Origin of the sequence: Paenibacillus silagei (genome assembly GCF_017874735.1) — a bacterium.
Classification (GTDB): domain Bacteria; phylum Bacillota; class Bacilli; order Paenibacillales; family Paenibacillaceae; genus Paenibacillus_AQ; species Paenibacillus_AQ silagei.
This window is the reverse complement of record NZ_JAGGLV010000013.1, coordinates 82,270-96,080: the sequence shown is the minus strand read 5'-3', so window position 1 is coordinate 96,080 and position 13,811 is coordinate 82,270. Positions and strand designations below refer to the sequence as shown.

8 protein-coding genes are annotated in these 13,811 nt (G+C 54.9%); 1 reads left to right on the top strand and 7 read right to left on the bottom strand.

The genetic code is table 11. The features are described from left to right. Positions 1–3: 3 nt before the first annotated feature. Positions 4–1,374 carry a TrkH family potassium uptake protein gene (locus tag J2Z70_RS19310; protein ID WP_209875945.1) on the bottom strand — a complete coding sequence of 457 codons (1,371 nt, stop codon included), beginning with the start codon at positions 1,372–1,374 and terminating at the stop codon, positions 4–6. Between the two features lie 241 nt (positions 1,375–1,615). On the opposite strand from J2Z70_RS19310, the gene J2Z70_RS19305 reads away from it, so the two are divergent. Continuing rightward, positions 1,616–3,319, top strand: a complete 1,704-nt coding sequence (locus J2Z70_RS19305; protein ID WP_209875943.1) for a CPBP family intramembrane glutamic endopeptidase — start codon at positions 1,616–1,618, stop codon at positions 3,317–3,319. A 67-nt stretch (positions 3,320–3,386) separates the two neighbouring features. Here J2Z70_RS19305 and J2Z70_RS19300 read toward each other — a convergent pair whose 3' ends face one another. The 6 genes from J2Z70_RS19300 to J2Z70_RS19270 all read right to left on the bottom strand — a co-directional run bounded on the left by J2Z70_RS19300 (position 3,387) and on the right by J2Z70_RS19270 (position 13,659). Further along, the gene (locus tag J2Z70_RS19300; RefSeq protein ID WP_209875941.1) at positions 3,387–5,141 is read right to left on the bottom strand and encodes a cache domain-containing sensor histidine kinase; all 1,755 of its coding nucleotides are present in this window, start codon (positions 5,139–5,141) and stop codon (positions 3,387–3,389) included. 12 nt (positions 5,142–5,153) lie between these two features. Beyond that, positions 5,154–6,710 (bottom strand): response regulator transcription factor, encoded by a 1,557-nt coding sequence (locus J2Z70_RS19295; protein ID WP_209875939.1) that lies wholly within the window; start codon positions 6,708–6,710, stop codon positions 5,154–5,156. Positions 6,711–6,775: 65 nt separating this feature from the next. Next, entirely contained in the window at positions 6,776–8,470 is a 1,695-nt protein-coding gene (locus tag J2Z70_RS19290) for an extracellular solute-binding protein (RefSeq protein ID WP_209875937.1), read from the bottom strand. Next, complete coding sequence (locus J2Z70_RS33355; protein WP_342593032.1) at positions 8,449–12,390, bottom strand: galactose-binding domain-containing protein; 3,942 nt, start codon at positions 12,388–12,390, stop codon at positions 8,449–8,451. Before J2Z70_RS33355 ends, J2Z70_RS19290 begins: the two co-directional genes overlap by 22 nt. Beyond that, positions 12,344–13,021 carry a discoidin domain-containing protein gene (locus J2Z70_RS33350; protein WP_245368358.1) on the bottom strand — a complete coding sequence of 226 codons (678 nt, stop codon included), beginning with the start codon at positions 13,019–13,021 and terminating at the stop codon, positions 12,344–12,346. Before J2Z70_RS33350 ends, J2Z70_RS33355 begins: the two co-directional genes overlap by 47 nt. Beyond that, the gene (locus J2Z70_RS19270; RefSeq protein WP_209875935.1) at positions 13,000–13,659 is read right to left on the bottom strand and encodes a hypothetical protein; all 660 of its coding nucleotides are present in this window, start codon (positions 13,657–13,659) and stop codon (positions 13,000–13,002) included. Before J2Z70_RS19270 ends, J2Z70_RS33350 begins: the two co-directional genes overlap by 22 nt. Between the last annotated feature and the right edge of the window lie 152 nt (positions 13,660–13,811).

The window sequence follows — 13,811 nt, the reverse complement described above, 5'->3', positions numbered from 1 at the left end:
CCCCTATCCAATTATCATTTTGCCTTCCGGATATTTATATAATGGTTTACCCTGTCTCGGACCGAGCGCATACGCCAGCGTCAGCAGTCCCAGCCGTCCGGCGAACATGGTCAGGCAGATCAGGATCTTGCCGACCTGCGTCAGCTCCGGGGTCAGTCCCAGACTCAGTCCGACATTGGCAAACGCTGAGATTGTCTCGAACAAAATCATCAGATATGGCAGCCCCTCTGTGGTTGAGAGCATCATCGAGACCGTAACGATCAGCAGCAGCGCCAGTAGCGTAATGGTCAGTGCCTTGAACACGCGCTCCTGAGCCAGCCGGTAACGGAAGAGCACGATGTCTTCACGGCCGCGCAGCATGGAGATTACAGCTCCGATCATCAGCGTGAAGGTCGTGGTTTTGATGCCGCCGCCGGTAGAGCCCGGGGAAGCCCCGATGAACATCAGAATCACGATGAAGAACTGAGTGGCTTGACGCAGTCCCGTGATATCCAGCGTGTTGGCCCCTGCCGTACGCGGTGCCACCGATTGGAACAGGGAGGCCCATAGCTTGCTGCCGAGATTCAGCGGTCCCAGCGTCCGCGAATTGGTGAACTCGAAGATGAAAATGACCACCATTCCGGTCAGGATCAGTCCAGCCGTCATCGACAGCACCACCTTGCTGTGCAGCGACAGCCGCCGGGTGCGGCGGAGGTCGGCCAGATCAGAGATTACGATGAAGCCGATTCCCCCGGAGATGATGAGGAACATAACGACCAGGTTAATGACAGGGTCTCCGACATAGCTGATTAAGCTGTGATCATGCCCGCCGAACAGATCGAATCCGGCGTTATTGAACATCGACACCGCGTGGAACACCCCGTAGTAGAGAGCGCGGCCCAGCGGCATATCCACCGCCCAGCGGATGGACAGGAGAAGTGCTCCCGCAGCTTCAATAACCAGGGAATAGAGCAGCACCTTGCGGATCAGCCGCACAATCCCTTCCATCGAGCTCTGATTCATGGCTTCCTGAAGAATCAGCCGGTCACGCAGTGATATTCTGCGCCTGAACACCAGCGCAAACAGCGTGGCCATCGTCATGAACCCGAGCCCGCCAATCTGGATCAGCACCAGAATGACCGCTTGTCCGAAGCCCGTAAGATGGGTACCGGTATCCACTACAGCCAGTCCGGTCACACAGGCGGCAGAGGTGGCTGTGAACAGCGCGTCCATGAAGCGGAGCGGCTTACCGGGTACGCTGGATACCGGAAGCATAAGCAGCAACGTGCCGATGAGGATGACCGCAGCAAAGCTCAGCACCAGGATTTGCGGAGGAGCCAGCTTCAGGAATCGGAAGCCGGTGATCTTGGAAGACGGTGACGCCAAACTTCTCATCCTTTCAGGGTTCCATATTAGAAATTACGAATCGGTCAGTATCAGATAAGCATACAAAATTATATACGTTATTGCCTAACTTCACAAAGACTCATTTTGATAAGAAGACAAAAATAACAAGCCTTTAAGCATAAGCCGGGACTTCTTCACGTAAAAGGATAATAAGGCATTTCTTTGTACCTGCCCGGCATGTAATACTATAATGGATGGATGAGAGCATTTTATTTCAAGGAGGCGTTCCATGAATCCCGTCGGCCAGCCCCTGCATCAGCGGCCCCTTACTACCAAACTTATCCTAGCCGGAATTCTAGGACTCATTCTATTTGTCATGTTCCAGATCGCTCCACAGCTCCTCTCCAGTTCAGACGGGGATACAGCCATTCTCAGCAAAAGCGAAATCCGGGAGAAGGCCGCCGCATTCGCTGCTGGGCAGCTCGGCTATGAAGCCGCAGCCGGAGATGAATGGGTGATCCTGTACAAGACGGACTCTTCCTTCTACGGCTATATGTCCCGTGAGAAGCTGCTTCCGGACTATTCCAAGAATAAGCTGGACCAGCGTTATCCGTTCGATGTGTACCATGCGGTGCTTTATACGTCCGGAGAGGCGGCAGCCCGGCTGGCAGTCGATCTCAATATGTATACCGGCGAGCCTGTGGCTTTTGCTGTTGGCGCCGATGCCGACGCTGCGTCCGGGCTGAATTACGGGGAGCGGCCCACGGTGGCAACCAAACGTAACGATACTGCCAATCCTGTAAGCAGCATACCGGACCTGAGCCTGGAGGCAAAAGAGAGGCTCGCCCTTCCCTGGCTGAAGCTATGGGGGACCAATCCTGCCAAGCTGAAGATTGAGGCTAACCTTGATGGATACGGGCTTGTCTATTCCGACAACTCCGTCACCATAGGTGAATTACCGCTTAAGTACCAATTCAATTATCTGAACGGCGAGGTCTCGTACTTCCGTGCCGGATTCTCGGCTCCCGCCTGGCATGATACTTATGTGGACGGGCAGACCTCGCTTGCCAAGAAGCTCACCTTGTTCGGCTACGGCCTGCCTACCCTGCTGCTCGGTATCCTGGCGATGATCTACGGCATTCTGCGCAGGAAGCATACTTCCTGGAAGCGCGGAATTTTCCTGAGCTCCGTCCATTTCCTGATCATGATGGTCAGCAGCTACAATGTGGTGTCCGAATCCGGCAGCGGCAGTGCTGAGGCAAGAGTTACAGCCGTAGTCATGTTCATCATCTACGTTCTGTACAGTCTGCTGATGTCGCTCCTGCTCTACTTCTCCCTGGTTGGAGGGGACGGCTTGTGGCGCTCTGAGGAGAAGCTGAATCCTTGGCCCCGGGCCTCCGAGCCCGGCTACGGCCACTATGTACTGAAGAGTATTCAGGCTGGTTATATCTGGGCCTTCATTCTGCTTGGCGTACAGACCGTCATGTTCATTATTCTGTCCTATACGCTGGATAACTGGTCCACCACAGATGCCAGCCAGTCGCCTTACAATATGAAATATGCCTGGCTGCTGCCGATTGTAGCCTGGCTGGCCGGGCTCTCGGAAGAGGCGGTCTACCGTCTGTTCGGGATCCGAATGCTGAAGAAGCTGGTTAAGAATACGCTCATCGCTTCACTGATCACGACCTTGATCTGGGCACTCGGACATACGCTCTACCCGATCTATCCCGTCATCTCACGGCCGATTGAGCTGACGGTCATCGGCCTCCTGTTCAGTTATATTTTCATCCGGTACGGGTTCATCGCGGTGATGTTCAGCCATGTGGTATTCGACAGCATCCTGATGGGGGCTACGCTGATCTTCATGCAGGATAAGGTGAATGTAGGGGCAGGCATCGTGACCATCATCCTGCCGTTCATCGTCGGTTATCTGGTATACCGCTTCAATCCTCCACGGGAGCCGAAGCCGGTAGAACCTTTCTCTACTCCATAAACACCAGCAGCGGCTGCGCCTCCTGATCAGGGAAAGCGCAGCCGCTGCTGCTGTATAGCTATAGCTGTCATGACTCTTCCGACACAGAATGATACGGACGGTAAGGAAAGCGGAGCCGGATCAGCGTTCCTTCGCCCAGAGAGCTGTGAATAGCTACGCCATACGGTCTGCCGTACTGCAGCTTGATCCGCTGGTCCACATTACGGATGCCATAGCCGATACCCTGGCCCGCAGGCTTAAGAATCTGTCCGATCAGCTCCTCCTTCATCCCCAGCCCGTTATCCTCCACTTCAAAGACCACATCCCCCTCTTCCATGTAAGCACGGATAACCAGGAAGATTTCATCGTCATACCAGGCATGCTCCAGCGCATTCTCCACAAACGGCTGCAGAATAAATTTCACGCTCTCGCTCTCCAGCACCTCCGGCGCTACAGCATAGGCGACATGAATCCGGTCCGCATTCTTAATCCGCTGAATGTCGAGATACGATTCCGCGATCTGCAGCTCCTGCTCCACGGGAATAATCATCTCCCCCCGGTGCAGCGTCAGCCGGTAGAACCGGGCCAGTGAACGGATGACCTCATGCAGCTTATCAATCTCCCCGAGCTTGGCCATCCGGCTGATGGAAGAGAAGGTGTTATACAGGAAATGCGGGTTCATCTGGGAATGCAGCACCTGCAGCTCGGTCTCCTTTTTCTCCAGACTGACGACATAGACCTCATCGATTAACCGCTGAATGGTTGAAGCCATCTCGTTAAAAGCACTGCCGATCTCCGCAAACTCATCATTGCCCCGGACCGGCATCCGCTTGTGGAAGTCCCCTTCCTGAAAAGATTTCAGAGAAGACACCAGCTTCTGGAAGCTCCGCGAGAAATACTGGGACATCGCCAGACTGATCAGAAAGAGCAGCACCAGGGTAACCAGACAGATGCCGATGGTCACATTGCGGACCTGCTGTGAATTCTTCTGCAGCGAAGCATATGGAATCCAGGCCACTACACTGGCCGGCATATTGCTAACCGGCTGTTTGATCTGCATATAAGAACCGGGCTGCTTAATATAACCTGAAGCGGCTGAAGCCAGCGGCTCAGGGATAACCCCGTTCGGGGAGCTTGTGAACAGCAGGCGGTCTGCGTTATCCACGATGAACAGGATGCTGTCCTCGCCCAGCTGCCCCGAGACTGCATCAGAGAAGATGTATTTCATATTCGCCGTCATTTTGATCAGACCATTCAGCTGCAGGGTATCGTAGTTGATCAGGGGCCGCAGGTAGGAGATGCTGCCATCCGCCTTGTCATTGCCCGTCTGCCGCCATGCACTGGAGCCGTAATGCAGATCGAGCCTTCTGTACCACGCTTCATCCTCAATGCGATCCATATGAAACAAAGAGTACTTCCGGACATCTTCTGCTGCACGATCGTTGTAATAGAATTCCCCGACATCAGGATTGCTTACATAGACGGAGAGCTCGACCTCCGGGTCCGGCAGATTCGCCGCATTCTTCAGCCTGGGGAGGATATACTGCGACATAATGCTGTATCTCTCCCAGCCGGAATGATAGCCTGCCAGATAACGCGCCAGGGTCTGGTCTGCATACAGCTCATCGGTGCTGCGGACCATATCCTTTAGCCGGAAATCCACGTTGCTGGCCATTTGCTTGACAGCCACCTCCAGATTGCTTCTGGTATGCTGCTCGGTGGAACGCACAGACGACAGGTAGGCATAGCTGCCGATCGCGATGATCGGTGTCAGCACCAGCAGCAGATAAGAAATAAGCAGCTTGTAGCTTATGGGAATGTATAAGGATTTCGCACGCTTCATCTGCATGCCGGATCAGCTCTGCTTTCTGTAATCGGCTGCGGTCATATTGAAAAACTCCCGGAATTGCCTGCTGAAATAAGCAATGTTCTTGTAGCCAACCTTATCAGCTACCTCGTAAATTTTGTATTGAGGCTGATCGAGCAGGAGAATCGCCTTCTCCATGCGGAGCCGCACAAGATACTCATTGAAACTCTCCCCCGTGTGCTCTTTGAACAGGACCCCGAGATGATTCGGCGAATAGGCAAAATGGGCAGCTACCGCCCGCAAGGTAAGATTCTCTGTCAGCCTCTCCCGGATATAGGCTTCAATCCGCTCCATCAGCCGGCGGTTCTTGTGCTGCTTCTTCATGAACAGAAGCTCGGAAATCTCAAACAAGGTACACCGGAGCCAGCGTTTGATATCGTCAACGGTCTCCAGATGATGAATAACGTCCATCTGCTGCAGACTCTCGTAGGTCTCGTTGAGTGTCCCCAGGTAAGCCTCCAGCCGGGTAACGATATGAATAGAGAAATGATAGACCTTCACCGGATGCTCGAACAGCGCCGCCATTTCGAACAGCTCGTCGAGGCAGTCGCAAATATCAGCCAGCCTGTAGGCCGCCATGGCCCCGAACATCCCCTCCAGGACAACGCTCAGCTCCTTGATCTCCTGAACCATACCCGGCTTGCTCATCACCGGCGGAATCACCCTGTTCTTGCCGATGAACATTTTGCCGTTCATATAAGCCTTCGCCTGGGAAAAGGAGGAGGCCAGTCCTTCCGGAGACCCCACCTCTGCTCCATAACTTACAGTGATCGTATACTCCGTGTGCTCACGGACCTTCTGCACCAGCTGCTGAAGCTGCTCTTCCAGCGTCAGGCGCTGCCCGGTATAGACGAAACCGAGCTGTGAACGGTTCAACCGGCACCATTTCCCGGCAGCGGCGGCGTCAATCTCTGACCCGATGTATTGAAACAGCCGGTCCAGACCGGCATAGACATCCTCCGGCTGCTCCTGCACCCGCATCAGAACATCATCGGCCTCAATCAGCACCGCAGAAGCGCTGGAGAAGGCCAAATCGAGCGGATACCGGTCCAGGAAGGCGCCCAACGTAGCCCCGTCAATGCTGCCCTCCAGCAGATGCTGCAGCACATCATTTTTGATGAAATCGAAGGAAGCGATCATCCCGCCGTCCTCCGGCCCCCTGCTCCGTTCCAGCTCCAGCTCGGCGGTAGCCGTGCGCAGTACACCGATCAGCTCCTCATCATCAACCGGCTTAAGAACGTAGGCATGGGCCTTCAAGTCGAGTGCCTGCTTCGCATAATGAAATTCCTGGTAGCCGCTGATGAACACGATTTTGAGCCCCGGGTTCAGCTCCAGCGCCAGGCGGGACAGCTCCATACCGGAAACCGCCGGCATCCGGATGTCTGTAATCAGCAGATCAATCTCATGATTCTCGATATATTGGAGAGCGGCAAGCGGGTTGCTCTCGCTGCAGACCACTTCAATCCCAAGCTCACTCCAGGGAATCAGGCAGCGCAGCCCCTCCAGGTCATAATTCTCATCATCTACCAAGACAGCTCTGTACATCGCAACCAGCACTCCTTCATGCGGAAAAGAGGGTACATAACGTATCCCTCTTCTTCTCCAAACGTTTATTGTTCTGGTGTGTAATCCTTGATCTTCTTCAGATTGCTCTGCCACACTCCGGTCTTCCAGGCCAGCAGCCTGTCATAGCCCAGGTCCGATGCTTCCCTGTCTGCTGCCTTAAGCAGCTCCCGGAGCTCTTCATCACTTGCCGCAAAAATCATCCGGGGCACCACCTGCGCATATTGATCCCTCAGCTTTTGCAGAATAAGCCCCTCTTCCGAGGCAGGCGCCGGGTCAAGATTAGAGAATTCGGTGATGTTCATCGAAGTCTTGAACGTTATATTGGCTTGTCCAAGGGTCGTCCAGTCCCGGGCTCCGGCGGGCAGCAGCTTCTCACGCTGTGCTTTGGCAGCATCAATGTATGAAGTATTACCGTACCAGTTGAATTCTCCGATCTTCAGATCATCATACCATTTCAAGTCACGTCCAATATAGGAATCATTTGGGATGGGAACTCCATCCTCTACTTTATCATAAAACAATCCCTCCGGCCCGAAGAAAAGAATACGCTGCCCCTCAGGACTCGTCGCCCAGTTCATATAGGAGAAAATGGCCTCCGGGTCCCGGGCAGCGGTTGTAATGACATTGACATTCCAGCCCAGCGTATTGTACCCGGAGGGGTAGACCTTGCCGGGATCAACGCCTTCGCGGTGCAACGGCCAGATGAGCTCATAGCCGTCCAGCGGGTCCTTAGCCGAGAGCTGATTATTCGCTTCCCGGCCGATCCCTTCCACAACAGCGTCATAAGCGCCGAATACGGCGATCCGGCCGCTTTTCAGCTTCTCCAGCACCTGATCCCGTGTCTCGGTCAACAGATCCGGAGAGGTCAGTCCCTGACGGACCAGCCGGGCCGCCAGCTGCAGCGTCTCCAGGAATGCCGGGTCCCGGTACACAGAAGTCAGCCGGATGCCGGAGGGCACACCGAAGATTTGGCCTGAACCGGGAGAGATGAAGCTTGGCGTCCGGTTATCCGCCGCACCGCTGTACAGCATGCCGATCATCTGTATTTCCACGCCGTCCCGGGTCTCCCCGAAGTCGATCGGCACAATATCCGGGTATTTCCTCTGCACTTGCTGCAGATACGCTTCGAGATCATCCCATGTCGCAAGCTTAGGGGAGCCGAGCTCGCGGTATATTCTCTTCTCCACCAGGAAACCGGCGTTGCCGCTGCCGCCGCTGCCGTTAATATACCAGTTCGGAATCTGGTACAGCCTGCCGTCTTCACTGCGCAGCATGTTCAGCGTGTTCTCACCGACCGTCCGGGCGAATTCAGGATATTGCTCCAGATAAGAGTCCAGCGCCACCAGCTTGCCCGCCTTTTGCAGCCGTTCCACATCCTTGCCGCGATCCATAACCAGCACATCGGGAAGCTGATCCGAGACTATCATCGCATTCAGCTTCTGGGCGGCAGCACCGCTCGATGGTACCGGCAGAAGCTTCACCTTCAGATGATCGGTAATCCACCGGCTATGCGGCCCGGCCTCCCAGTCCGGCGCCGTATACCAGTCATAGTTCACAAAGACGGTGAACTGAACCGGCTTCACCTTGGCAGCCAGCTCCGAGAGGGGGACGGCTGAAGGATGGCCCGCAGGCAGCGTAATTTCGGAGCGGCCGCTGTCCGAGCAGGCACTAAGACTGCTTAGAACCAGCAAGAACAGGAGTGCCGCTGACCTGGTCATTAATAGATTGACAGTTCCCATAAAGAATAGCCGTACTGGGTGCCGCGCTCCGTCCCGTTCACTTTCACATACCGCGCACTGACCGGGGTGAAGCTGACATCGTCGAGTCCGCCGTCCCCGGTTGTTGTGGAATAGGCCGTGGTCCAGTTCGTACCGTCTGCCGACGTCTCGATCGTGTAGGCTTTGGCGTAAGCCCCCTCCCAGTTCAGCAGGACATGGCTGAGCGTCTGGGCAGAGCCGAGATCCACCTGAATCCACTGCGGATCACTGAAATCCGATTCCCAGCGGGTGCCCTCGTTTCCATCCACAGCTCCGGCAGCGGGCTGCTTCGGATTCTCCGAAGCGGTAACCGCCTTGTTCAGCGCAAGGTTCACAAGCGGCGGTGTGCCGCCGGTAATCACCTGCTGCACCGAAGCATCGTTATATCCCGCTGCTGTTACTGCAATCGTATACGTCTTCCCTGTAGGGAACAGCGCGGTATTCAGTTTGATTTTACCGGCTTCCACGGTATAATTCGCTGCCGCTGCTGCCACTCCATCCACCCTCACCGCAGTGATTGCAGTTCTCCAGGCCGCATTCTCCGTGAACGTCAGCTCAATCGGCTGACCGACAGCATTCTGGGTGGTGTCGGCTGTCAGAACAGGCGGAGCCAGCGGTGTCACGGCGCTGCCGCTCCCGTACACCTCCAGTTCCCACAAGGAATACCCGTACGGCGTCCCGCGTTCAGTCCCGTTCACTTTTACATACCGCGCGTTGACCGGGGTAAAGCTGACATCGTCAATGTCCCCGTCTCCGGTAGTTGTCGAATAGACTGTTGCCCAGTTCGCGCCGTCTGCCGATGTCTCGATCGTGTAGGCTTTGGCATATGCCCCCTCCCAGTTCAGCAGGACACGGCTGACCGTCTGGGCAGAGCCAAGATCCACCTGAATCCACTGCGGATCACTGAAGTCCGATTCCCAGCGGGTGCCCGCATTTCCATCCACAGCGCCGGCAGCAGGCTGCTTCGGATTCTCCGAAGCGGTAACCGCCTTATTGAGGGCAAGGTTCCCGGACGGCTGTGTTCCGCCGGTAATGACCTGCTGCACCGAAGTATCGTTATATCCGTCTGCTGTTACTGTAACCGTGTAAGTCTTCGCCGTGGGGAACAGCGCGGTGTTCAGGGTGATTTTACCGGCTTCCAAGGTATAATTCGCAGCTGCTGCTGAAGTTCCATCCACTTTTACCGCAGTAATTGCATTTCTCCAGGCTGCGTTCTCCGTGAACGTCAGCTCAATCGGCTGGCCGGCAGCATTCTGGGTGGTGTCAGCTGTCAAGGCAGGCGGAGTAAGCAGCGTATCCGTGGTCACCTTCGTCGGGTCCACCTTCACCAGCTTCCCGGCCGGGACTATAGCCGAGCCTGTAACACCTCCGCTATTGCGGAACGTAACGGTAATCGCCGCATTGGTCGGATTCCAGACCAGCGCGCGGTAGGCCGAACCTTTTTTGTACACCGTTGCACTGTAGCCGTTCTCCGCCCAAATGTCCTTGGTGCGTGATCCAAGCGTGGCCATATTGTGCACGAACCAGTACGTGTTGAACAATTCGTTCTGCTGCGGCAGTGCCGGATTCCATTTATTCAGCACAGCCTGCGGATCGCTCAGCGCCTGAATCGGCCAGACAATATGGTACCAGTCCGGTTCCGGCCCGCCGTTATCGGCCACGAAGCCGCTGTATAATCCAGCCGCCTTAGCCGTATCGAACCCGTAGCTGGTTAAATATTCTGCTGTAGGCAGCCAGTGAATGCCATAGACATACACCGGATTCCCGTTGAAAAAGGTGCCGAAGAAATTCGAGCTTCCGTAAATCTGACCCACAGTTTTATGCGTATAGCCCGGCAGCCAGTTATCCTGGTCGTAGTTGAACCAGTACTGCTGTACTGCTCTAAGCTCCGTCGTGAAGCCCATAATGGAAGCATCGCGGAAGGCGGTGTTGCCAGTCAGTGTGCTCCACATATATTGGCCGACCCAGCCGAACAGTGACTCTCCGGCCGCTTCTTGGTTATTTCCGCTGTCATTGTCGGCATAACCGCCGGCCCAGGAATGGCCTTCATACGGGTCGAAGTTGCGGAAGTAAGGATACTTCGGATCCGTCTTCGACGGATTAGCATAATCCCGGATCAGCTCATCGACCATCCCGCTGAATTTATTTCTGAAGTCGGTATCGTAGGTGGCAAGCACGGCAGATGCAAAGACATAATAGCCATACGTGAAATGATGATCCGTGATGCCGGAGTTCGCACCGAACTCACTGTTTTTATAGATCAATGTACCCCAGTCGGAGTTGTAGTCGAAATAATAATCGGTTTCCCCCGAGGTGTACGTATACCAGTCTGTAAGCACCGTCTTCATCCGGGACAGGAACAGATTCTTGTAGCTCTCATTGCCGATCTGATCGGCGATCAGCACACCCATGGCCAGCGGATGCAGCTTCTTGCCCTGCCAGTACGCATCGGCCTGCATCAGATTGGTCGCGGTGTCCGTATCCAGCAACGCCAGATAATTCAGCAGATCCTGACGGGAATAGGTGGAATCGCCCGGCTCGGTGAACTGCGGCACAATGCCGTAGAATTTATCCGTAGTGGCGAACGAATTGCCCTCTGATACCTTCATCTTTCCGCGGATGGACGGGAAGGAGACAGCAGTCAGCGGTGTTGTAGTAACCTTCCACTGGTGGGGAAGCTGTGCCATCAGCGTTGTATTCGGGAAGCCCGAACGCTTGAGTTCTGTCACCGCATTGAAGGTGGTCGTGACATCGGAGGTGGTCTCGTTGAAGGTATAGGCCACCTTCGTGTCCGTCACGAAGGCATAGCCGTGCTGGTAGAAATAATTCAGATTGGACGGTGCCGGAAGAGCCGACAGGGACAGGTAGTTCTGGCCTCCGCCGAGCTGGATTTTGAGCTTGGCACCGACCCGCTTGAAGGTTGTACCGGCCGGCGCATACAGCCCATAGTGTCTGGTCACCATTTCAGGCGTTGGCGCCCCGTTGGAATTGGTGACCGCAATGCCGATATGGTCTGCTGTAACGGTGGCGCCGTCTGCAGCGAGAAGCGTAGTATTGCTGCCGTCGAAGAAGCGTGCCCCGGCTGGCAGATACACTTCAGGACTGGACGGATCACTGAATTGCGAATAGAGATAAGGCGAGCCTTTGACGAATGTTGTCTTCAGCTTCTCGGTTGCACCATCGCTTAATACGGCTGTCGCTGACCAGTCGCCGTAAGCAGTAATCCGGTTCGACATCCCCGAGGTATTAATGTTGCCGGCCATCAGGTACAGGTCCGGGTTTCCCGCGGCTTCCTGTGCTCTTCCGTCAGCGCTTAGGTAGCCTGCGCCCGGATTCAGAATGCTCAGCCCCTGCTTGGTATATTTCGATTTGAGCGGAAGCGTAATAATGCCGTTGCCGAGCTGATTAATCATGATCGACTGCCACCAATCATTGGAAGGCAGCGGTGCAGTCAGCGCATCCGATTTATACTGCGGATATTTGGGCTGGGGCACCGAGAGGTCATTCGCAGCATGACTGCCTTGACCCACGGCCACTGTAGTCAGCTCCGGCAGGGCCGGAATGTTATAGACCGGCTTAGGATCGCCTGCCACATAATCATAGGCCTGGAATTCAAAGATCGAGTACCCGAAGGAGGTTGCTCTGCTGATCCCTTTCATCCGCAGATAGCGGCCGCTGGCATAGACGGGAAGATTAAGGGTGCCTCCGTCGCCGTGAAGCTCCCGGTAGATCGTAGTCCATGAGGTTCCGTTATTCGAGACCTGAATATCATAAATCCGGCCGGCGGCTGCCTCCCAGTTAAGGATCACCCGGCCCAGTGTACGTACGCTGCCAAAATCAACGCTCAGCCATTCATTATCGGTAGCGTTGGAGGACCAGCGTGTGTTCAGGTTGCCGTCCACCCAGTTCCGGCAGGGTGGAGCCGACCGGGAGATAATCGGCCACCTGATAGGATGAAGCCGTCACAGGCTTGTTCAAGGCCACATTCGGCCCCAGAACCACCGGAGGAGGATTAACGCCGCCGGTGCCGTATACCTCGAACTCATAGAGAGAGATGCCGTATTGCGTCAGGTTCCGCTCTGTGGCAAATACCCGGACATAACGGCCGGTGCCGCTTAGCGTAAGCTCATCCACACCCCCATCTCCTGTAGTTGTGGAATAGATATCACTCCAGTTCAATTCGTCTGCGGATACCTGGATTTTGTAGGCCTTGGCGTAAGCCCCTTCCCAGCGGAGCACCACGCGGTCTACGGCGGCAGTTGCCCCGAGGTCAACATAGATCCAGTTCGGGTCCGTCCCCCATGAGCTGCTCCACCTTGAACCCGTATTGCCGTCCACCGCCAGATCCGGGGTATTATTGCCCTCTGTGCCCGAGGCATACGCCGGCCGGTCTTTGGAGAGCAGATAAGAGTCCGCAGCATGCGCCGGTCCTGGCGGAAGCGCCAGCACGAGACTCAGCAGCATAATGATGCTCAGACAAAGAGCGGTCCCATTGATCCCCTTTTTGCGTCTTACTGTTTTTGAATATCCCATTTCTTTAATCCTCCTCTTATAAGCGTTTTCATAGATTCAAGATAAGCGTACCCTTTACCGAAACCGGTTGCAATTATACAAATCAACGATTTTATGCAGAAAGTAAAGATTAACCTAATTATGCAGCAGCTCATAGTGTTCAGTCTACTATGTACATTTGGCCCGTACAGCGCCACCCAACGCAATGTAGTCGGTTTTTCGACTACATTTACTCCATGTGCCCCCACCATGCCCACTGTAGTCGGTTTTTCGATCACATTTGATCCACGTGCCTCCGTCACGCCCATCGTGGTCGGTTTTTCGACTACATTTGTTCCATGCGCCTCCACCATGCCCACTGTGGTCGGTTTTTCGACTACATTTGATCCACACGCCTCATCCCTGCAAAATGTAGTCGGTTTTTCGATCACATTTGGTCCACATGCCTCCACCATGCCCACTGTGGTCGGTTTTTCGACTACATTTGATCCATGCGCCTCATCCCTGCAAATTGTAGTCGGTTTTTCGATCACATTTGATCCACGTGCCTCCGTCACGCCCATTGTGGTCGGTTTTTCGACTACATTTGATCCACACGCCTCATCCCTGCAAATTGTAGTCGGTTTTTCGATCACATTTGATCCACGTGCCTCCGTCACGCCCAATGTGGTCGGTTTTTCGACTACATTTAGCCCTCGTTGGCCTGCCATCCAGACGACTAGCGGAATGTCTGAAGATACCATCCATTCCTAACCAAACCCAAAGAAGCCGGCCCACATGGGGCCGGCTTCTTTTCCGTTACCGTTCAAAT